At 39.1% G+C, this 20,853-nt stretch carries 19 protein-coding genes, 1 rRNA gene, 1 pseudogene and 1 other annotated feature; of the genes and pseudogenes, 13 read left to right on the forward strand and 8 right to left on the reverse strand.

The genetic code is table 11. The annotated features are described in order from the left end of the window. Nucleotides 1-248: 248 nt before the first annotated feature. The 3 genes from QF028_RS01590 (at nt 249) to QF028_RS01600 (ending at nt 1,603) form a co-directional block, all read left to right on the forward strand. A complete protein-coding gene (locus tag QF028_RS01590) occupies nt 249-752 on the forward strand; it encodes a hypothetical protein (protein WP_214718304.1) in 504 nt (167 codons plus the stop codon). A 354-nt stretch (nt 753-1,106) separates the two neighbouring features. Continuing rightward, nucleotides 1,107-1,328, forward strand: coding sequence for a hypothetical protein (locus QF028_RS01595; protein ID WP_168244597.1), 222 nt, complete (start codon nt 1,107-1,109; stop codon nt 1,326-1,328). Nucleotides 1,329-1,375: 47 nt separating this feature from the next. Beyond that, entirely contained in the window at nt 1,376-1,603 is a 228-nt protein-coding gene (locus QF028_RS01600; protein WP_088090879.1) for a DUF2187 family protein, read from the forward strand. 600 nt (nt 1,604-2,203) lie between these two features. Here QF028_RS01600 and QF028_RS01605 read toward each other — a convergent pair. The 4 genes from QF028_RS01605 to QF028_RS01620 all read right to left on the reverse strand — a co-directional run bounded on the left by QF028_RS01605 (nt 2,204) and on the right by QF028_RS01620 (nt 4,754). Then, nucleotides 2,204-2,362, reverse strand: coding sequence for a hypothetical protein (locus tag QF028_RS01605; protein WP_429463630.1), 159 nt, complete (start codon nt 2,360-2,362; stop codon nt 2,204-2,206). A 110-nt stretch (nt 2,363-2,472) separates the two neighbouring features. Further along, the gene (locus QF028_RS01610) at nt 2,473-2,670 is read right to left on the reverse strand and encodes a YolD-like family protein (RefSeq protein ID WP_429463632.1); all 198 of its coding nucleotides are present in this window, start codon (nt 2,668-2,670) and stop codon (nt 2,473-2,475) included. A 5-nt stretch (nt 2,671-2,675) separates the two neighbouring features. Then, nucleotides 2,676-2,810, reverse strand: a complete 135-nt coding sequence (locus QF028_RS01615; protein ID WP_429463635.1) for a hypothetical protein — start codon at nt 2,808-2,810, stop codon at nt 2,676-2,678. A 693-nt stretch (nt 2,811-3,503) separates the two neighbouring features. Continuing rightward, on the reverse strand, nt 3,504-4,754 hold the full coding sequence (locus QF028_RS01620; protein WP_429463637.1) for an MFS transporter: 1,251 nt from the start codon (nt 4,752-4,754) through the stop codon (nt 3,504-3,506). 546 nt (nt 4,755-5,300) lie between these two features. Between QF028_RS01620 and QF028_RS01625 the strand changes: the two genes are divergently transcribed. Continuing rightward, nucleotides 5,301-6,314: a LacI family DNA-binding transcriptional regulator gene (locus tag QF028_RS01625; RefSeq protein ID WP_429463640.1), complete on the forward strand. Its 1,014-nt coding sequence runs from the start codon at nt 5,301-5,303 to the stop codon at nt 6,312-6,314. Between the two features lie 92 nt (nt 6,315-6,406). Further along, nucleotides 6,407-6,644 (forward strand) — a sequence feature (23S ribosomal RNA rRNA prediction is too short). Between the two features lie 104 nt (nt 6,645-6,748). Next, a 5S ribosomal RNA gene (gene rrf / locus QF028_RS01630) occupies nt 6,749-6,879 on the forward strand. 25 nt (nt 6,880-6,904) lie between these two features. On the opposite strand, the pseudogene QF028_RS01635 reads toward rrf, so the two are convergent. From QF028_RS01635 to QF028_RS01650, 4 genes and pseudogenes are all read right to left on the reverse strand, one after another. Continuing rightward, nucleotides 6,905-7,084, reverse strand: a pseudogene (locus QF028_RS01635) (SOS response-associated peptidase family protein); the annotation flags it as partial. Between the two features lie 273 nt (nt 7,085-7,357). After that, nucleotides 7,358-8,536, reverse strand: coding sequence for an NAD(P)/FAD-dependent oxidoreductase (locus tag QF028_RS01640; RefSeq protein ID WP_429463641.1), 1,179 nt, complete (start codon nt 8,534-8,536; stop codon nt 7,358-7,360). Between the two features lie 40 nt (nt 8,537-8,576). Next, nucleotides 8,577-9,035 carry a DUF1641 domain-containing protein gene (locus QF028_RS01645; RefSeq protein WP_429463643.1) on the reverse strand — a complete coding sequence of 153 codons (459 nt, stop codon included), beginning with the start codon at nt 9,033-9,035 and terminating at the stop codon, nt 8,577-8,579. A 290-nt stretch (nt 9,036-9,325) separates the two neighbouring features. Further along, entirely contained in the window at nt 9,326-10,498 is a 1,173-nt protein-coding gene (locus QF028_RS01650; protein ID WP_429463644.1) for a M24 family metallopeptidase, read from the reverse strand. Between the two features lie 308 nt (nt 10,499-10,806). Between QF028_RS01650 and QF028_RS01655 the strand changes: the two genes are divergently transcribed. The 8 genes from QF028_RS01655 (at nt 10,807) to QF028_RS01690 (ending at nt 20,829) form a co-directional block, all read left to right on the forward strand. After that, complete coding sequence (locus QF028_RS01655; protein ID WP_429463646.1) at nt 10,807-11,841, forward strand: LacI family DNA-binding transcriptional regulator; 1,035 nt, start codon at nt 10,807-10,809, stop codon at nt 11,839-11,841. A 17-nt stretch (nt 11,842-11,858) separates the two neighbouring features. After that, on the forward strand, nt 11,859-13,343 hold the full coding sequence (locus QF028_RS01660; protein WP_429463647.1) for a sugar ABC transporter ATP-binding protein: 1,485 nt from the start codon (nt 11,859-11,861) through the stop codon (nt 13,341-13,343). Nucleotides 13,344-13,355: 12 nt separating this feature from the next. Next, nucleotides 13,356-14,345, forward strand: a complete 990-nt coding sequence (locus QF028_RS01665) for an ABC transporter permease (protein ID WP_429463649.1) — start codon at nt 13,356-13,358, stop codon at nt 14,343-14,345. A gap of 115 nt (nt 14,346-14,460) precedes the next feature. Further along, nucleotides 14,461-15,558, forward strand: a complete 1,098-nt coding sequence (locus QF028_RS01670; RefSeq protein WP_429463651.1) for a substrate-binding domain-containing protein — start codon at nt 14,461-14,463, stop codon at nt 15,556-15,558. Nucleotides 15,559-15,597: 39 nt separating this feature from the next. Next, nucleotides 15,598-17,088: an aldehyde dehydrogenase family protein gene (locus tag QF028_RS01675; protein WP_429463653.1), complete on the forward strand. Its 1,491-nt coding sequence runs from the start codon at nt 15,598-15,600 to the stop codon at nt 17,086-17,088. Nucleotides 17,089-17,137: 49 nt separating this feature from the next. Continuing rightward, a complete protein-coding gene (locus tag QF028_RS01680; RefSeq protein ID WP_429463655.1) occupies nt 17,138-18,352 on the forward strand; it encodes an iron-containing alcohol dehydrogenase in 1,215 nt (404 codons plus the stop codon). Nucleotides 18,353-18,435: 83 nt separating this feature from the next. After that, nucleotides 18,436-19,239, forward strand: coding sequence for a 5-deoxy-glucuronate isomerase (gene iolB, locus QF028_RS01685; RefSeq protein ID WP_429463656.1), 804 nt, complete (start codon nt 18,436-18,438; stop codon nt 19,237-19,239). An 87-nt stretch (nt 19,240-19,326) separates the two neighbouring features. Then, nucleotides 19,327-20,829 carry a UxaA family hydrolase gene (locus QF028_RS01690; RefSeq protein ID WP_429463658.1) on the forward strand — a complete coding sequence of 501 codons (1,503 nt, stop codon included), beginning with the start codon at nt 19,327-19,329 and terminating at the stop codon, nt 20,827-20,829. Nucleotides 20,830-20,853 lie beyond the last annotated feature (24 nt).

Here is a 20,853-nt window from a genome sequence, read left to right on the forward strand (position 1 = left end):
AATGCCAACGCTGAATATTACAGGATGAAAGCTGAAGGTAAAATGTAGATTCAAAGGAGAGAACCTTCTTCTTTGTTTTTTCTTATTTTGTATAATTTCCTCTTATTTAGGCATTGCCCCCAATAAGGCGGCTGCATCTATTCTGCGCATGAATGCAACTAAAAAACAATATATTGACTGTTTTGATGTTGACTAAGTCAACATTTTATTTTATGATTGTGTTGACTTAGTCAATAGGAGGGGATAGGATGAAACGCTCCACTAAACGAATCATTGAAACGTTTCCGAAATTTAAAAGTAAGTTAAAAGCTTATGAGAACATCTTATTGGTGGAAGAAGCAATGAAAGGATTAACAGATGTTGAAGCTGTATTCCTCAAATTAGCTTGGTTTTTTGAAGCTCCTGAACAGGAAAGTTTTAATATCGGATTGTTGTATCACCATTTAGAGAATGATTGGCTTGAACTCGCGTTAGAATTAGTGACCCAGTTCTTTCAAGAAGATACGTATTTAATTCAAAAACCTACCCATTCCATTCTTCGAGAAACGCCCGATGATTATTTTAATCAAAAGCAGTTTGCTGATTTCTTATCAGAACATGGCTTGAATTATGATAAACGGAAATTAAATGTGTATTACAGTCGAGGAAAAATACCGAAAGCGGATGTTGAACTTGCAGGTACCCCCTATTGGAGTAAATCTACAGTCGAAACGTATTGCGAACAGGAGAAGAAACGAACGAAAAAGGAATAAGGTAGGAGCTGTTAACAGCAATGTAGCTTGGGTTTCCAAGCTGTTTTTTTCTTCATATTGTATTGTGAATGAGTCGGTGAACTTTTTGTGAATAAACCAGGGATTTCATATACGGTTTACTGTTTGGTAAGGATGAGAATACACAAGTTAAAGTAAAAGACGATATTCCACACTTTTTCTTCAATTATTTCGCAATTCAAAATAAAACCTACATTCTATCTATCTCAATATCCATAGTTTTGGTAAAATACTTATAAAAGCTAGTTTGAAAGAATCGTAATTAATATCATCATAATGGGTTCGTCATTTTTGATATTTTGCCAATAGGTTGCATTATCAAAAGGGGATTAATACATGTGGATTTGGATTATTGTTTTTGTTCTGTTTATCGTCCTATCGATCGTGATTAAGGAGGCAGGCTATTATCTTTTTAATCAATATTTATACGGGTCTAAATATGAAAAGCAACTAAAATGGAAGAAAAGAATGATGACCCTTTTCACTTTATTTAAGAAAAAATTACAAATAGATATACATCAAACGAAGAGAGCAAGAGTTCATAAGGAAATCATGTAAGAAAGAAAAAGTAATAGGCTAACTGTACTTTTCTGTGGAGGGGAAAAATGATATTCAAGGCAAAAGAAATAGCAGAAGTGGGAAATCATATTCTTTTTAAGAAAGCAATCAAAGGGATTGTTGAGAAGGTAAATGAAAATTCAGTCATTGTGAATATAACCGAAAATAAGACGGAATTGAAATTTGAAGGAAATAGAACCGTTGTGGCACATAAAAATTACAAGATTTTGGTTGTGCATGATGTGAATGAAAACGTCATATATACTCAATTTTAAATGAATGGATTCCTTTTTTGGACAATAATTCGGTTTTTCCAGAGAAGATAAAGGGAGGATTTTGCCCATTTAAATTAACAGTAAATATATAACTATAAGAAAATTTTTCTGAAAATTCAATTTAAATTTGAAAATGTAAGCGTTTTCTATTATAATAAATAGTGGGTTGGATGGCACGCGTGGCCGTCAGCGTATCTGGCGTAGGTGGGGCCGATACTAGGGACAGATGTAGATTGTCCTTATAATAAAATACTTAAATGTTCGTTAAATATGTGGAAAATGGGTGAAGGAGAATAATAAGAAAAACTTCATATCAATAATACGTACTGGATCGATTAAATCGCTATCCAGTTTTTTATTGGGAATTAATACTTCGATATTTAGAAACGACTTTTACGACACCGTTCATTCGCTGAAATTTTAAGATATGAAATGGGAAACGCTTGAAATGATTACCCTCTAATTGTCGATATTATTTGTTATGATTGCACTCGTCCATATAACAGCCCTTCTCAGCTTAAGCGTATGTACTCCACATTTTGCTGGAAGGGCTAAAATATTTTAACTAGCGGAAACACTGAAAACTGTTCACCGTGTCATTCATTGTATTTCATTCATTTTTTCGTTTTGTTCCATTTGATTTAATTTACTCCTTGTGTATCTATTGGAGAAAAATAACACTAGGATGAAAAAAATCAAGCATCCACCCATAATCAACAAGAAATATTGCAACCCTGAAACGAGAACTGAAAACTCCATTCAAATCCCCCTCGTATAATGACTTGTCTTCTATGTATTTCTATGAATGTAAAAAAAATCCTGTCGTTAAAGCGCAATAATGTAAAATTTGGCCTTTTTATGGTAAGTATTTATTTGACTATTACATTGGTTAAGGAAAAGAAATCAAGATTGATGGTGGATTTAAGTTCATCCTGAATTTGAATTCTTTTATTTAGAGGATCAATTTTTGTTACAAAGCCAACGCGTGAAGTAAAAAAACCGTTTGTCCATGTCGTAATTTCTAATAGCATTTTGGTGTCCATGCTTTCAGATAATAGCCGTTCCATCTCTTCTATTTTGTTTCATTGAGATGTGGTCTAGGAGTTTTATGATCATCCTCCCAAAGATCATTCAACATTTTTATGGTTTCGGGCATGAAAAAGCCATTCCATTTCTTCATACCACGATCTTTATGATCTCTATTCATTAAAAATTCCCCCTCTTCTATATATAATAGGAACATTTGTTCTTATAGTTCGAGGAGTATGTTACAAAAATTTTTGATATCCTACATCCCCCTGCAGATTTTTGCCAGTCATGCAGCCTTAAGGCTGCGATTTTTCTTAAGAAAAAAAGGACTTTATTATCCTAAGGTTAAAAGCAAACAGAACTACTTTGGGCGGCAGCACTACGGACTGATCAGAAAGGAAAAACATCCTTTCTGATCAGTCCGTACGTGTCGCTTCGGCATTAAATGGACCGATAACCACGGTTTGTACGGCTCACGCCTACATTCCGTATGTTCCTGTTCCATTTACGGCTTACGCCGCCAATCCGAACGAGTTGAAAACCGGAAAATCAAAAATTGAAAGATCAAAAGAATAAGAGACAAAAGGAGAGCAGCCGAAACGGCTGCTTTTGTTGTTTATTTTTCCATTTTACCTTCCGAATCGTAAAACAGCGCAAGCCTTTTGACCTTCCAGCCGGAAGGTCACCCGAACCTTTCCGGCTTAAATTTAAATAAAATGTCCTGTTGGATATGGAAGAAGCTATACCCCACAGGCTTATTTTAAAAAAACAGAAATCCCTAATTCAAAACTTATTTTTGACCTGGGGTTTGTCATCAGTCTGAAACCACAAGTCCTTAAACTGTTACACAAGGTACTTTAAGATCTTTGGTTTATGATACAACCTGATTGTCATCTTTAATCCCTGAATTTTTTGGACTAATCGTTCGACCATAAAGGTACAGTATAAACCCACTAAGAATTGCTATGAAGCTAATAACTGTAAAACCAGGAATGTAAGATCCAGTATGTTTAAACAAAAGACCGACAATAAAACTCGAAATTGTTCCCCCGAGTCCTACTCCAATTCCGTTAACAATTCCGATGACGGGACCAACATAGCTTCGAGACACACTAGATTGAATGATAGCCCAAATGTTTACTGTGTAAGTGCTAATGAGAATTCCTAAGGATAGCGTAATTAGTATTATCTTTCCCACAGGGCTATTGACCTCTGGGAGGAAAACCAATAAAATACCGGAGATGATTAAACCTACAGTCGCAATTAAGACACGTTTTCCAGTTCGATCACTGATTACGGACATCGGAATAGTTAAAATCACTGCAGCCATGTAAGGCAATCCACTGACGAATCCCTGTGTTAGACCATCATTAAAACCTAGGGAATTGACCGCTAGAGGGATCCAAAGAGTAATCCCCCAAAAAAGCATATTTTGACCTAAGTGAGCACCTATCAACAATAGAAAGCGAGAACCACCTAAAGAATGAAAGGTCAACCTTTCTTGGGAACTTTGTTCCTCTTTGGGCTTGGCTTGAACTCCCTCAGGCTCTTTTTTGAGCAGCCATAAATAAAGAGGTACAATAATAACCAGTCCTGCGGCTCCTAGAATAAAAAAAAGTGGTTTCCAACCAAACGCTGAATTTATAGGTATAAGTATCAAAAACCCTAAACCAAGGGATAAAAATTGACCATAGTGCTGAATGATAGTATTAGCTACAGTTAGTTCTTTTTTAGTAAACCACGCTTCCGCAAATCGAGATTGTTGCGGCCAGTAAATACCCTCTCCAATTCCGAGAATGAGGCGGAAGAAGATTAAAAGTTCTACTGAATTTACCCAGCAGGTTAAAAGCGTAGCAATTGAAAATAATGCATACACGACGATTACAACCGTTTTAGGATTCATTCTATAGGTTAAAATACCACCAAAAAAGTTCGCAAAGCCATAACCAATAAAAAAAGAACTTAATGCCCAGCTGGATGTGACTGAAAAGTTAGATCGTGAGAAGCCAAGGTCTTTAGACATTCCCTGTATCCCTACAGATAAATTAGATCTGTCCAGGTAAGCTACAAACAATCCAAACATAAGCGGGAGGGCAATTCTTATCCATTTTGATTTGAGCATATTTATCACATCCTTCTCTCCGGTTATCACTCATAACAGCGTTATCGAAATTTAACACATGCACCGAATTAAACGAGTCCAATTGTAAATTGTTACTATCGCATATATTATTTTTACGCTGCATTGGTCTCCATGTTGGAAGATTGGTATGACCAGGCCCGGAACTACTAAGTAAGCGGATCCGATTTCGCCGCCGCGGGAATGCGTTACATACTCACCGATTGTTGATTGTTCTATTTCTGTTTTTCCGACTGGCAGTTGTTTAAGCACAGTCAGAATACTGTCATCGGGTAGTAATTGACTTCTAGTCTGATTAAATCTAATTCAGCCTTACTTGTATATAGTCATCCTGTACCACGATATGACCAGCCTCTACAATATGTAAAGCAAGTGATGAATTAAACATTATGTCATGTATCAAGGTTTAGTATATATAATTTCGAGAAAATTTATTTTTGAAAAACTGTATTGACAGCTTGATAGAGTAACTGTTAACTTAATTGTTAAACTGATGCAAGCGTTCACAAAAGAAGGATATGATATGAAATGAAAAAAAAGCTAACGATTATGGATATTGCAAAAATGGCTGGTGTATCACGCCAAACAATTTCCAGAGTTTTAAATAATAAACCAGAGGTGAATGAAGCCACACGAAAACAAGTACTGCGAATTATTGAGGAACATGGATTCCAACCGAGTCTTCAAGCAAGAAGTATGGTTACAAGAAAAACCAATATGATTGCTTTATTACTACCTGATATTTCAAATCCGTTTTTTGCGGAAATTGTACGTGGGATTGAACGTACTCTTCGAGAAAATAGCCTAAATGTCTTTCTCATGACGACAGAAGAGGATGTGGAACTAGAAAATTCGTTTATTCAACTGTCAAAGAATTACAATGTGGATGGAATGATCTTATGCAGTCCAAGACTTGACGATGCGAACCTAAGGAAATTGATACCTGGAATATCACCGGTTGTACTTTTGAACCGTGATGTTGACACAGATGGAGTGGCTTGCGTCGTTGTGGATGCGCATTATGGCGGGTATGCAGCAACCAAATTCTTAATTGAACAAGGACATTCCAAAATTGGAATAATTGTAGGTCCCTCGCGAGCTTACAGTAGTATTCAAAGATTGGAAGGATATAAGAAGGCTCTGGAGGACTTTGGTATTCCTTTAGACAAAGATTTGATCATTCAAGTAGAAGTCGATAATAAAGACATCCATAAAATGACGGAGCAATTGATAAAGAAAAACGTTACTTCGATTACGACCTATAACGATTTAGCGGCCGCACATGTCATTCAAGCATGTACAGATTTGAATTTGAAAGTGCCTGAAGATATATCAATAATCGGTTTTGATGGAATAGCTATATCGAATTTTACGAATCCAACTTTAACAACAATGTCATTACCGCTTTTTGAAATGGGAGAGACAATTGCTAATACTTTGGTGAAAATGATTAAAGGAAATGAACCCTTTGAAAGACTCACAATGGTATATCCTATCTTAAAAAAAGGAAATTCAACTAGATCGGTTAGTTTTTCTAATTGAAAATATCCAAGTGGGTTCTGTCGTGGAGGGAGAAAATTAACTGCAATTACTCATCACTGATGGAAATACGAGGAATCAGTAAAACTTTTTCCGGATATTAGAGGTCTTAAATATATACTTGAGGCTTTTGCTACAATCAGAATTAGGATTAACCTACCATAAGTGCGGTGGGTAGCGGACGGGATAAGTGTTGAAAGGTCTAAGCATGAAGCCCTCCTCAAGATGAGATTTCCCATAGCGTCAAGCTAGTAAGATACCAGATGATCAGGTTGATAGGTAAGAGGTGGAAGTTGGGTACATGTGGTGTGCTGACTGATACTAATCGATCCATCGAGGACTTAACTAAGCCATATTTTATATGGACAAGGTGAAGGCATTCAAACAAACTCTTGTACATTATATAGTTCTAAGAGAATAAGACTTCAAGTTCATAGTCAGGCAGCAATGACGAGAAGGTCACACCCGTTCCCATACTGAACACGGAGGTTATGTTTCTTAGCGCTGATGGTATTGGAAATTTGTCCTTGAAATAGGATTATCAGGAAGGGGTGAGGAATTGCAACATTTATTAGAAAAGGCGACTTCAAATGTTCCCATTGATTAGCCATCGCAAACATGTCATCAGATTTAAGTTTAATACGCATTGGAGTTTTCGTTTTATCATCATGTCGTTTCCATTCGTAGAAACAAACTGCTATTACTAAGCAATGCCTTTTTTTATAGACATCACGATAACTAGGCTTTTCATTTAAAGTTTCAGAAGAGATGATTAGGTTAGGATTTCAGCATAAGCCTTTAAAAGAGGGAAGAAAGGCTTTATTTGAAGAGTGGAGCGTGATAGGATGTCTGTATGGTGAAAGGACTACAATCCCTCATGTCTCTTTCGCAAAACATCAGGCTCTCAGAGGCTCCATCCCAAGCCACTTTGGGTATCAAGATTACAAAGAAGAACTTAACTTTGTCTAAAATATTGACTTTAATCTATATGTTAATAATTTTACCACTAAAAAAGTGGTGTTTTTGTTTTTATTCCATACAGTTAATCAATAAGCCAAACTAAATAGACCTTTGATATGAGAAAGATAACGAACATTACCTGCTTCCTTCATTAGTATTGCAGGCAAACCTTTCAGTTGGGTTTTGTTTTCACCGATTGTACCAATTGCGTCTTTTCGGCCAAGACTACCCAGTGTACCAGAGAATACCGGTACAAACTGTTCCATTGTTCCTCCTTTAATAGCAGCGGAGATATTAAATCCGATTGCTTCCCCCATTTGCCACGCCAATTGTGCTGTAGGTGGATAAGGGCGTCCTTCAGGCCCCATAACAACTGCACTATCACCTGCTACAAACACGCCTTTATGGGATAAAGATTGTAGAAATTCGTCCACCATCGCACGGCCGCGATTCACTTCAATTCCTGAATTGGCCACAACAGCATTACCCTGGACACCACCAGTCCATACCATTGTGTTTGTTTCAATGCTTCGACCATCCTTCAAATGAACTATAGCTTGTTCCATTTGTGTAACAGGTGTACCGGTGATGAACTCTACACCGCGAGCGGATAAGCTTGTTTGGGCACGTTCTACCAATTCAGCCGGGAATCCTGGCAAAATAGTCGGGGCTGCCTCGACACAATACATAGAAACATCATTAATATCGACAGCGTATTTTCGGCACAATTCAGGCAATAGATCAGCAATTTCACCAGCAAGTTCAATACCAGTCAGACCGCCGCCTCCAACAACGAAAGTGGCATCACTTTTGTTTTGTGTTTTGCTATATTCGCGGATACGGGCTTCAATATGATAACGTAGACGATTGGCATCATCCACTGACTTAAGAATGAAGCTATGTTCTTGTAAACCTGGTATACCAAAGTAGGCTGTTTCACTACCTAGCGCGACAACTAGGTAATCATAACTGATACTTGTACCATCCCCAAGCGTAATCTGGTTGTGATCAGGGGAAATCTTTTCGACATTAGCAATCTTTAACTCAATATCTTTGCCTTTTAACAGCTTTTCCAATGGTAGGGCAACTGCCTTTTCAGACAAATAACCCGCTGCTAAACGGTGTAGTTCTGTAATGATTTGATGGGTAGGAAACCGGTTCACGAGCGTAATAGAAGCCTCATTCATTCCTAAATATTGACGGACAGTTAAAGCACTCAGTAAGCCACCGTAGCCGCCGCCTAAAATTATAATTTTTTTCTGCATAATCAATCCTCCGTTCACACTTAATCGAAACTTATCGTTTTTACTGTTCCTTTTGTTTTTCAGCCAGGATATTTAAATAGGCCTGTCCAAAGCGCAACATTTTCTGCACCTGTGGGTCCTTGAGCATTTTTATCAAACCAAATACACCTATTGTCGCTTCCGTGTTATCATCTGCGCGGTCATTTGCTTCAATAGCCGCAGCTGCATATTGCTTCACTTTACCTTCTACCGGTTTTACGAATGCCTGGATACCTGTAACGAAATCATCAACCAACAGGCGATCAGTAAGGACGGACTGTGCCACATCATAGGTTTTTGTGAGAGTGTTAACCATCTCTGTTAGTTTCGGCAAGTTTTCTACGAGCATGGTCAAAGAGTGCTGTACATCTGGTTTCAGCAGTTGATCAAGCAAATCTAATTGCTCTTCCATGGCTCTGGCTTTTTTTTCGGTCCAAACAGCTTCCTCAGCAGGGGAGGATTGAAACGTTAATACTGTCATACAATAAACCTCCTTAGATTTTCATAGTTAAACGAGGGAAAAAAGCAGCCAAGTACTTTTGAATGAGTGCTTGCTGCTTCTTGTTCCTTATTTTAGAAGTAGAAATAGTTTCTATATTTTTTTCACTGATAGGTAAGTGGCAATCTAATTGTGAAAGAATGATTGCTCATCAATTCAGACATAACAATTGTTTGGGGATGGACTCATATTCATAAGTATATATGAGGTAGAGTCTACCAATTTTATGTAGCAACCAATAGACAGTCCACAATTTGATTAAATTGATAACTTTATTTAAAGTTAGATTCGTATTTAGCTTTCATTCCTCTGAGATCATTCACTGGCTCTGCACCATTTTCAGTAATGATTACTGTAGGTTCAACTCGAACACCGCCAAATGGGAATCCGTGAAGGTCGAATTTAATTCCAAAACACATATTCGGTTCGAAAATGAAATCGCTGTTAGGTCCTAAGTCTGGTGTTTCTACTACTTCTAGACCAACTCCATGGCCAATTGCTCTCATTCCTTTTGTATATGGAAGGAAGTAGTCAGCTAAACCAGCATTTTCACAGATGCGAAGGGTTTCCTGGAACAATTGTTTACCTGTCATTCCTGGTTTTATGAATTCAACCATACGTTGATTTGTATCATAGGCGAAATTCATGATTCTAATCTGTTCAGCTGAAGCACCCTCCATGGCGACTGTAATACCGGTATCGGAACAGTATCCCTCCACCATAGGATTAAAATCGAACCATACATACTCTCCACGTTCAATTTTACGCTCCATTGGTCTCCAAGTCGGTAGATTAGTATGGTCAGGACCTGATACTACTAAGTAAGCAGAACCAATTTCACCGCCGCGGGAACGTGTTACATATTCACCGATTGCAGATAGTTCAATCTCTGTTTTTCCAACTTCCAGTTTTTCAAGCGCAGCTAGGATACTGTCATCAGCTAATTTTCCTGCCTTACGGATTAAATCTAATTCAGCTTTACTCTTATATAGTCTTTCCTGTACGACAATATGACCTGCATCTACAATGTTAATGCCATCTTTAACAAACGCTTTTTCCATCTCACGGTATAAAGAGATCGGGAATAATTCTTCACCAACTACACCAACTGTTTTGACTTCATATGGAAGCTCGCTCACATATTTCGGTAAAAGCGCTTCCATTTCATAAATGTTATTAACATTCTTAATCCAAGAGAAACGTTTTGCAGCGAAACGGTTTAGGTTTCCTAAGAAAGCTTGGATTTCACCTTCTAAGGGAATAAAAAGGGCATGTGCAGATTCTTCAATACAGTTAATTGTACGGAAATTTGTGTAATAGAAAGAATATCCTGGGTGGTACTCATCACTATATACGAAGAGAACGTCGATACCCTGCTTCTTCATTTGTTCCCTTGTACGTGCCAACCTTTTTTCAAATTCTGTAGCTAGAACTCCAACTGTCATCACTAATTCCTCCATTCATTTTGTCAATTCCAACTGAAAATTGCATTTTATAAAAGATGAATTCCGCTTAATGTGAACGTTCACAATTTAACCTTATGTGATATACCAGGGGAAAGTCAATATGTTTTTTAAAAATTTATAAAAAATAAAATATTATAAAAAATCGTATTGACACTTCCAAATGTTTAGTGTTAATTTAATTCCATACCCATTGTGAGCGTTCACATTAATCAGCATCCTGTAATGCTATTGTGTAAGGTTTTATGATTTAAATTTATGATAACGCTCACAAAAAAGGAATTGATGCTATGGGAAAGAAATTAACGATTAATGACATTGCAGAGATGGCTGGTGTTTCACGTCAAACGATTTCCAGAGTATTAAACAATAAGCCGGAGGTGAACGTAGCTACCCGAAACCATGTTCAACGTATTATAGAGAAACACGGTTTTCTGCCCAGCCTTCAAGCAAGAAGTATGGTAACAAGACAAACGAATATGGTCGCTGTGTTGCTGCCGGATATTGCAAATCCGTTCTTCGGAGAAATAGTACGCGGTATCGAACGAACACTTCGATCAAATAAACTGAATGTTTTCCTCATGACGACAGAAGAGGATGCTGGATTAGAAAACTCGTTCATTCAGCTATCTCAAAACTACAATGTGGATGGAATGATCCTTTGCAGCCCGAGACTCGATGAAGCGAACCTGAGGAGGATGATCCCTAAGATATCACCGGTTGTACTTTTGAACCGTGATGTTGACACAGATGGAGCTGCTTGCGTCGTTGTTGATGCAAATTATGGAGGCTACACGGCAACCAAGTATTTGATAGAACAGGGCCATACTAAAATTGGAATCATTGTCGGTCCCCCACGTGCTTACAGTAGTATCCAGAGATTAGAAGGCTATAAGAAGGCTTTGCAGGAATTTAATATTCCATTAGAAAGAGATTTAATCATGCAGGTAGAGGCTGATAACAAAGGCGTCCATCAAATTACAGAGCAGCTGGTCAAGAAACAGGTGACTGCTATTACAACCTATAACGATTTGGCGGCCGCACATGTAATCCAATCATGTACCGATTTAAAGAAAAGCGTCCCTGATGACATTTCCGTGATCGGTTTTGATGGGATCGAGATTTCGCAGTTTATGAATCCCACCTTAACTACCATGTCCTTACCGCTATTTGAAATGGGTCAGACAATCGCGAATACTTTAATCAAGATGATTAAAGGAAATGAAACCTTCGATAAGATCACGACGGTATATCCGATCTTAAAGGAAGGAAGGTCTACAACATCCTTTAAGGCTCTTGGAAAAAAACTTAGAGCAAGTAAGTAAATAAGGGGGGGATTAACATGACAGACTCTCATGAAGTACTTTTAGAAATGCGTGGTATAGGAAAAAATTTTCCAGGCGTAAAGGCACTAAGTAATGTTGACTTTTCGATTCGTAAAGGCGAAATAATCGCTCTTTGTGGGGAAAATGGTGCTGGTAAATCTACGATGATGAAGATTTTATCGGGAATTTATAAGCAGGATGCGGGAGAAATTGTCTTTGAAGGTGAAGCTGTTAACATCACTAAACCAGATGTAGCTCAAAAACTTGGCATCGCGATAATACACCAGGAGTTAAGTTTAGTCTCTGAATTAACGGTTGCGGAAAATATTTTTATTGGAGATTATCCTCAAAAGTTTCCTGGTGTAGTTGATTGGTCAAAGATGAGGAAAAACGCTCAAGCTGTTTTGGAAGAAATGGGTTTCAAAATGGATGTAGACCAGCGTGTTGGAGATCTTGGAATTGCTAAACAACAAATTGTGGAAATAGCCAAGGCTCTTCATAAGAAGGCAAAAGTGGTCATCTTAGATGAACCAACTGCCCCACTTGCCAATCAGGATGTTGATCGACTCATTGATTTAGTACTTAAATTGCGTAGTGAAGGCCTAGGGATTGTATACATATCACATCGACTTCCAGAAGTTTTTCAAATCTCAGACCGAGTAACCGTTCTTAAGGATGGTCAGGTTGTTTCCACGAAAGATACTAAAGATTTGGATCGTGACCAATTAATCAAATTAATGGTTGGCCGTGATGTTTTAAAAATGCGGATGGGATCGATCGCTAACAAGAAAAGAAAAGTTTTATCGGTCAGTGATTTAAATACTCCTAAGCTTCTGAGGGATATAAATTTTGACTTATTCGAAGGCGAAGTTTTAGGGATTGCAGGACTGGTCGGAAGTGGAAGGACCGAATTGGTCAGGGCCATTTTTGGGGCAGATCGTTGTATAGCAAAGATGGAGCTATTTGGTAAACCATTTCATGTAAAGTCTCCTCGGGATGCCATAAGGCAAGGGATTGCGTTATTACCGGAAGACCGCAAACACCAGGGTTTGGTGCTAGGGATGTCTGCCCTGGAGAATATGACAATTTCCGGCCTGGATAACTTTTCAAAATTAGGAGTAATTAATAGAAGAAAAGAGCAAGAAGATGGAAATAAGTTAGTTAAAAAACTTCAGGTCCGTGTAAGCGGTTTATCTCAGGAAACAAGAACTCTGAGTGGCGGAAATCAGCAAAAATTGATTATTGCACGCTGGTTATTTAAGAATGTTAAAATTCTCATTTTTGATGAGCCAACACGGGGAATTGACGTGGGAGCGAAAGCTGAAATTTATAACCTTATCAATCAATTTGTTAAGGAGGGAGGTTCTGTGATAGTTATTTCCTCTGAACTTCCTGAAGTTCTCATGTGTGACCGGGTGTTAGTTATGGCGAGAGGAAAAATAGTAAAACAGCTTTCACACGAGGAAAGCTCTGAGGAAAATGTAATCCAATATATGCTATAAGGGGTGAATGGATTGAAGGCAAATTATGAAACATTAAGTGCGCCGGTCTTTAAATCAAAATATTCATTTTTGAAAGTGTTTATAAAAAACTATTTATTTATTTTTCTGTGTTTACTTGTTATTTTCTGCTCGTTTTTATCGTCTAAGTTCCTAACATTCGATAATTTGAGTAACATTCTTCTTCAGAACTCAGTTATTTCTATTTTAGCATTAGGACAATTGATGGTTGTAATAACCGGGGGAATTGACCTGTCAGTGGGTTCGATTGCAGCTCTAGCCAGTGTGTTATCTGCCTCACTTCTAGGGGCGGGGTTTGATCCTATTTTAACCATCATTTTAGTAATGGCGCTTATGGCAATTGCAGGATTAGGAAATGGTCTAGCCGTCACTTATGGTAAAATAACTCCTTTTGTTGTGACACTTGCAACATTAACGATTTATAGAGGATTGGCGTATATTTTCCAGGTGGGATCTTTAGTTACGATAGAAAACAACACATTTCTAGCCATTTTGGCGGGTAAGACAGAAGTTGGAGGAATTTACACTCCTATCATCATTCTCTTTTTAACCCTAGGTATATTTATCTTCATACTGAAGATGACGACATTTGGAAGAAGGCTTTATGCAATCGGTGGAAATTCAGAGGCTGCAAGATTGGCCGGCGCACCAATCAACAGAGATATTGTGATTGCATATGCCATTAGTGGTGCATTAGCAGGGCTTGGCGGATTGATGACGACAGCAAGATTAAGTACAGGCAGTGCCTTATATGGACAAGGGTATGAACTTGACGCAATCGCTGCCGTGGTGGTAGGGGGAGCTTCACTCATAGGCGGTAAGGGCTTTGCTCTAAATGCTGTTCTTGGAGCTTTTTTAATCGGGATTATTCGAAATATACTGAACCTTACTGGTGTTGCGTCATACCCGCAAATGGTAATCCAAGGGTTAATTATTCTAGTAGCAGTTTTACTAACAACACTGGCAGCAAGGAAGAAGGCCTGAAAGAATACCAGTTTAGAACTTAGCACTCTATGATTTTTTTCTTATCAAATGATAGATGTACAGTATTTTGTTAATTCTTGTTATTACTACTTCTAAATGTGTGGGGTGAGGAACTATGAAAGGTAGAACAATTTCTGCAATGAAAATCACGGCTCTGTCTCTTTTGTTAATCGTATTTTTTCTCACAGGTTGTGTCCCAATGAATGGGTCTACCACTACTGTTGCAAAGGAACAAGGAACTACTAAGAATACTAACCAAGAATCAACCTCCAAAAAAATTGAGCCCGCAAGAAAGAAAAATGGTGAAAAAATTGTAATCGGTTTCTCACAAAGGCGGGTAGCCGGAAGTGATTGGTATACCAACCTAATTAGAGGAGCCGAAGAGGAAGCAAAAAGACAGGATGTAAAGTTAGTCGTATTAGATGCCCAAGGTGATGTAGCAAAACAAGTATCTGGTGTTGAAGATTTAATTGCACAAAGTGTCGATGCAGTTATCATGAACCCTCAAGATCCTTCGGGTGTTATACCTGCAACTAACCAGTTAGCACAAAAGGAGATTCCATTAATCGCGGTTAACAGTAACGTTGACCCTAAAGCGAATCCTGTCTCCTTTGTTTCTGACGATCCGAGAGACACTGGATATAAAGCAGGTTGGGAACTAGCTAAAGCTGCTTCAGAAAAATTTGGCGATAAAATAATAAAAGCGGCCATGGTTAGTGGATATCCGAAAGAATTGGTATCCCAATATCGTCGGAATGGTATGATTTCAGGTTGGACAGATTTCATGTTAGAAAAATACGGGAAGTCTAACTTGGAGTTAGTTGCAGAACGTTTTGGTAACTGGGTACCTGATAAGGCTCTTCCGGAAATGCAAGACATTGCAACATCCCATCCTGATTTACAAGTAGTATTTTGTATGAGTGATGTTATGTTGCCTGGTATTTTTACAGCATTGAATAATACGGGTCTGAGCGAGAAAGTGCTTATTGGATCTATTGATGGTACAAAGGAGGCGATTAAAAAAGTTTCAGATCCAAAATCAGGTTTAGTCGTAACAGTTAGTAATGATCCTCGGGTCCAGGGTGCTGATGCTGTAAAAATGGCCATTAAGGTGGTACAAGGGGAACAAATTCCTTCCCTTCATTATATTGCGAATCCGGTTATTAACCGGGGGAATGCAGAGAAAATGTATGATCCAAATTCCTCTTACTAAAATATAATCCTTCAATTTGAGGGTGAAAAGGGTGATTTTATGACAACAAAACAATTAGTGAAAAGTTATCAGTTATTTATTAATGGAGAATGGTCAAACTCTGCTAACGGGGAGACTTTCGTTAGAAGGAATCCGGCAAATGGCGAGATTGTAGCTGAACTAGCAAGAGCTGGAGTTGAGGATGCCAAAATGGCGATTTCAGCAGCACGCCAGGCATTCGACAAAGGCGAATGGCCGAAGATGTCAGGTAGTGAGCGATCCGCGCTTCTATATCGCGCCTATTTAAAAATCGTAGAAAAGACAGACGAAATCGCTGAACTGCTAAGTAAAGAAATGGGTAAACCATTATCTGAAGCTAAAGGGGAGGTTGGTGCTGCTGCAAATATCTTAAACTACTATACAGGATTGGCCAGATCTATTTATGGCCAGACTTCGAACCAAGTCCAAGACGGCCTGCTTGGTTTGACACTGCGGATTCCGGTTGGTGTTGTTGGGATCATTACACCATGGAATTTCCCTTTAGGCACTCTGATGCAAAAACTGCCTGCAGCACTGGCAGCTGGTTGTACAGTAATCATTAAGCCCGCAAGTGCGACGCCTATTACGACTGTAGAGTTCGCAAAAATCTTTGATGAAGTTGGTTTCCCTAAAGGTGTGGTGAACGTCATCACCGGACCAGGCGGAGCAGCAGGCCAAGAGCTTGCAACCAATCCAGACGTTGATAAAATTGCGTTCACAGGGTCTACTGAAATTGGACAGGAACTAATGAGATTGTCATCAAATACATTGAAAAAGCTGTCCATGGAATTAGGCGGAAAGTCTCCTAATATCGTTTTTGCAGATGCTGATCTAGACGATGCTCTAGATGGTGCACTCTTTGGCAGCTTCTTCAATCAAGGAGAGGTGTGTACCTCGGGATCTCGCTTATTAGTACAGGATGAAATTTATGATGAGTTTGTTGGAAGATTAGTTGCTAGAGCAAGCGAAATTAAAGTTGGAAATCCTTTGGACGCTGATACCGAAATGGGAGCTCTTATAACAGAATCACATTTACTCACTGTACTTGGCTATGTTGAAAAAGGAATTTCCGAAGGAGCTAAGCTGCTTACTGGGGGTAAACGTTTGACTGGAGGTATTTATGATCAAGGGTTCTTCATGGAACCAACTATTTTTGGGGATGTATCCCCTGATATGACTATTGCAAGAGAAGAAATTTTTGGTCCTGTGTTGTCAGTCATTCGCTTTAAGGACTTTGATGAGGCGATGGAAATTGCGAACGATTCAATCTTTGGTCTTGCTGGAGCAGTTTGGACAAAGGATATTGATAAAGCATTACTTGCAGCTCAAACGATTAAAGCGGGCACGCTATGGGTGAACCACTACATGGAAGCCCACTCCGAATTGCCGTTTGGCGGATTTAAGCAAAGTGGTTTCGGAAAAGAGCTTGGCACACTTGGCTTAGATGGATTCTCTGAAGTGAAGACAGTGCAAATTCATGTTGGCAAAAGAAATAATTTTTATAAATGGTAAAAACAAACAAACTATTAAAAAACTAAAACTTATTAAGGAGAGGATCATTATGTTAGAAAATTCTCAATTTCTTTGCGCTACTAAAATCGTTTTTGGTAAGAATGCATCACTACAGGCTGGTGAAGTATTAGCTTCAAGAAATCATAAGAAAGCCATGATTGTTACAGATAAGGGAATCATTAATGCTGGCTTATTAAAAGGGATTCTAGAGTCCTTAACTAGTAATAATATCGAATACATCATCTTTGACGAAGTTCCACCGAACCCACCATCTGCAACAGTGGTAAAAGGTGTGGAGGTTTTCCGCTCTAACCGATGTGACTCCTTCATTGCCGTTGGGGGAGGCAGTGCAATGGACGCTTGTAAAACAATCAGTATGATGACGGTTAACGAAGGCGATATCAACGAATATGATATCGGCGGAAAAGAGTTCACTAAAAAAGGTCCAGATGTCATTACAATTCCTACTACTTCTGGTACAGGAAGCGAAGTTACTCAATGGGCTGTTATTACAAATGAAATCAAGAATTGGAAGTCTAGTATTGGCAGCCCTTTGATGGCACCAGTAGTTGCTTTGGTGGATCCAGTAATGACTCTTGGTTTACCACCGGCCATTACTGCAGCTACTGGAGTAGATGCTCTTACACACGCTATCGAAGCCTATACCACTAGAGATGCTCTAAATGGTGCATCCCCGATCGCTGATGTTCTTAATCTAGAGGCAGTGCGCTTAATTGGTGCGAACCTTCGTGAAGCCTATGCTCGCGGCGAAAACTATGAAGCTAGAGAAAAGGTAATGCTAGGCAGCACGATGGCTGGTGTAGGATTCCCACAAGTAGGTCTAGGTAACGCGCACGCGCTGGCGCATCCACTTGGTGGGCATTATGATATCCCTCATGGTGTTGCCAATGCGATTTTGTTACCGTATGTCATGAAATTTAATTTAATTGCTTGTCCAGGTCGCTTCGCGGACATTGCTGTTGCTATGGGTGAAAACATTGACGGTTTATCTCCAATGGAAGCTGCTGAGAAAGCAGTTGTAGCGGTACAAAGATTAGTAAAGGATACAAATATTCCATCACTAAGATCATTTAACATTAAAGATTCTGACTGGAGCATTTTAGCTGATGATGCGTCAAAGGATATGAACAGCCAAACAAATCCGAGAAAAACAAGCTACCAAGATCTTCTTAACCTGTTCCATGAAGCAAATAATGCTGGGGTTACCGAAGAACAGAAAACTCCTGTCGCTCAAACTGTGTAATAATACCAAATTGGGTTTGGTCATTTACTCGAACGCTATTACAGCATGCTAACAAATAGCATAAGCGGAAGGAGAATTCATAGATGGAACGTTTTTATAAAGCGAACGAAGTGGAAGGATATCAAGAAATCTTCCAGGAAGATAGCCCACTTTTAAAATATTTAGCCTTCGGGAAAATATTGCTAAAAGCAGGTCAGGAATACACAAGCGGAACAAACGACTTTGAAACTGCCCTTGTTCTTTTAAAGGGTACTGCCGCCATATCTTGTGAAGGTCAGACATGGGAGGAGTTAGGCGGACGCGAGAATGTCTTCAGCGGCAAAGCAACAACTGCCTATATCCCTTGTTATTCAGAGTATGTAATCAAGGCAGAAACGGATTTGGATGTTGCTGTTTGTAAAGTTAAGGCAGAAGAAAAATTCGAGCCTTTTGTCGTCAGACCAGACGATGTCGTTATCCATCAGCGTGGAAAAAACAATTGGAAACGCGAAGTTCACGACATTATCGCTGATAATGCGGATGGCAGAGTGCAACGGATGATCTTAGGCGAAACGTTCAATCATGCAGGAGAATGGTCCAGTTATCCACCTCACAAGCATGATGGTGAGCATTATCCTGAAGAGCTCAACCTGGAGGAAATCTATCATTATCAGGCGAATCCCAAACAAGGATTTGGCGTGCAGCTTCATTACACAAAAGATGGCAGCATTGATGACGCTTATATCATTCGTAATGGCGACAGCTTCGCGATCGATAAGGGTTATCACCCCGTAAATGCTGCAGGAGGCTACCAGGTTTACTATTTGTGGTTCATGGCTGGAGAGGAAGGAAGAACCTTAAGGCCATATGATGACCCAGATCACAAATGGGTTCATTCTCTAAATTAAATATTTAGGAAATTAGACAATAGACATAGCTAGACTTATCCGGCTATGTCTATTGTTTGTCCAAATTCTATCGAAAAGAGTGTAATCATGAACGATAAAACTACTTATCTACTTATTCATCCAGATGATTCGGTGTGTGTCGCTTTGCAAGATTTACCTGCAGGTGAAGAAATTTTAATCAATAGTAAAAAAATTACCCTGAAAACAGATGTTTCTTTTGGACATAAGATTGCCATCAAAAAAATTCTAATTAACGATAATATCCTGAAGTTTGGATACCCCATTGGCTCGGCCAAATCAGATATTGAGGAAGGAGAATGGGTTCATACGCATAATGTTCAAACCAATTTAGGGGAGAAATTAGATTATCAATACAATCAGAAATCAAACGAAGAAGTCAAAGTGCGGGCTTCTGACTGCACCTTTCAGGGATATGTGCGAACTAATGGCGAGGTAGGCATTCGCAATGAGATTTGGATAATCAATACAGTAGGCTGCATTAACAAAACAGCTGAGCTTCTCGCGAAAATGGGTACGGAAACCCATAAAGACCGTGATATAGACGGAGTGTTTCATTTTCCTCATCCGTTCGGCTGTTCCCAGCTTGGAGATGACTTGGTCAATACACAAAAAATACTGGCCAATCTTGTCAATCATCCGAATGCTGCGGGAATTCTGGTATTGGGCCTTGGATGTGAGAACAATTATGTGGACCTATTTAAACAGTCCATAGGGGAATATGAGAGTGCACGTGTAAAATTTTTAGAAGTCCAAAAAGCTGACGACGAATTGGAAGAAGGACTGACTCTTATTAGTGAATTGGTCGATTATGTGGAAGGATTTAAACGCCAGCAGGTTCCAGTTTCTAAGCTTAAGGTAGGTCTAAAGTGCGGAGGGTCAGACGGTTTTTCTGGGATAACCGGTAATCCGCTTGTCGGGGCTTTTTCTGATCTGTTAGTGGAACGAGGGGGAACGACGATCATGACGGAAGTACCTGAGATGTTTGGGGCAGAAACAATACTCATGAACCGTGCTACGAATGAAGAGGTATTTTTGAAAACGGTCAATTTAGTTAATGACTTCAAGGAATATTTCATCCGTCATGACCAGGTGATATACGAGAACCCATCGCCAGGAAATAAAGCAGGCGGAATTACAACCTTGGAGGAAAAATCACTAGGCTGTGTTCAAAAAGGCGGATTTAGTGAAGTAGTGGATGTTTTACCTTATGGAGAACGGGTTACCAAAACAGGATTAAATCTGGTGGAAGGTCCTGGAAATGATTTGGTATCTGTTACGGCATTAGCGGCATCTGGGGCCCACATCGTTTTGTTTACTACGGGCAGAGGGACTCCCTTTGGCGGTCCGGTTCCAACTGTAAAAATTTCAACAAATACTGCGCTTTTCGAGAAAAAGAAAAATTGGATTGACTATAATGCGGGGCAGCTAATTGAGGGCACAGATATGGATAGCCTGAAACACAATTTCTTTGAGTATATCGTTAAGCTGGCTTCTGGTGATATCCGAACTAATAATGAACAGTATGGGTTTAAGGAAATTGCCATCTTCAAAGATGGTGTCATTCTCTAAGATAAAAGATTCGGGGGAGAGAGT

The sequence above is a fragment of the Neobacillus sp. B4I6 genome, from assembly GCF_050434045.1.
In the GTDB taxonomy this organism is placed as follows: domain Bacteria; phylum Bacillota; class Bacilli; order Bacillales; family Cytobacillaceae; genus Neobacillus.

Excerpts from the sequence above, each read along its gene's own strand:
- iolB (WP_429463656.1), top strand. The coding sequence starts at position 18,436 with ATGGAACGTTTTTATAAAGCGAACGAAGTGGAAGGATATCAAGAAATC.
- QF028_RS01620 (WP_429463637.1), bottom strand. The coding sequence starts at position 4,754 with ATGCTCAAATCAAAATGGATAAGAATTGCCCTCCCGCTTATGTTTGGA.
- QF028_RS01675 (WP_429463653.1), top strand. The coding sequence starts at position 15,598 with ATGACAACAAAACAATTAGTGAAAAGTTATCAGTTATTTATTAATGGA.
- QF028_RS01690 (WP_429463658.1), top strand. The coding sequence starts at position 19,327 with ATGAACGATAAAACTACTTATCTACTTATTCATCCAGATGATTCGGTG.
- QF028_RS01670 (WP_429463651.1), top strand. The coding sequence starts at position 14,461 with ATGAAAGGTAGAACAATTTCTGCAATGAAAATCACGGCTCTGTCTCTT.
- QF028_RS01655 (WP_429463646.1), top strand. The coding sequence starts at position 10,807 with ATGGGAAAGAAATTAACGATTAATGACATTGCAGAGATGGCTGGTGTT.
- QF028_RS01595 (WP_168244597.1), top strand. The coding sequence starts at position 1,107 with ATGTGGATTTGGATTATTGTTTTTGTTCTGTTTATCGTCCTATCGATC.
- QF028_RS01645 (WP_429463643.1), bottom strand. The coding sequence starts at position 9,035 with ATGACAGTATTAACGTTTCAATCCTCCCCTGCTGAGGAAGCTGTTTGG.
- QF028_RS01610 (WP_429463632.1), bottom strand. The coding sequence starts at position 2,670 with ATGGAACGGCTATTATCTGAAAGCATGGACACCAAAATGCTATTAGAA.
- QF028_RS01605 (WP_429463630.1), bottom strand. The coding sequence starts at position 2,362 with ATGGAGTTTTCAGTTCTCGTTTCAGGGTTGCAATATTTCTTGTTGATT.
- QF028_RS01625 (WP_429463640.1), top strand. The coding sequence starts at position 5,301 with ATGAAAAAAAAGCTAACGATTATGGATATTGCAAAAATGGCTGGTGTA.
- QF028_RS01660 (WP_429463647.1), top strand. The coding sequence starts at position 11,859 with ATGACAGACTCTCATGAAGTACTTTTAGAAATGCGTGGTATAGGAAAA.
- QF028_RS01615 (WP_429463635.1), bottom strand. The coding sequence starts at position 2,810 with ATGAATAGAGATCATAAAGATCGTGGTATGAAGAAATGGAATGGCTTT.
- QF028_RS01650 (WP_429463644.1), bottom strand. The coding sequence starts at position 10,498 with ATGACAGTTGGAGTTCTAGCTACAGAATTTGAAAAAAGGTTGGCACGT.
- QF028_RS01680 (WP_429463655.1), top strand. The coding sequence starts at position 17,138 with ATGTTAGAAAATTCTCAATTTCTTTGCGCTACTAAAATCGTTTTTGGT.
- QF028_RS01600 (WP_088090879.1), top strand. The coding sequence starts at position 1,376 with ATGATATTCAAGGCAAAAGAAATAGCAGAAGTGGGAAATCATATTCTT.
- QF028_RS01590 (WP_214718304.1), top strand. The coding sequence starts at position 249 with ATGAAACGCTCCACTAAACGAATCATTGAAACGTTTCCGAAATTTAAA.
- QF028_RS01640 (WP_429463641.1), bottom strand. The coding sequence starts at position 8,536 with ATGCAGAAAAAAATTATAATTTTAGGCGGCGGCTACGGTGGCTTACTG.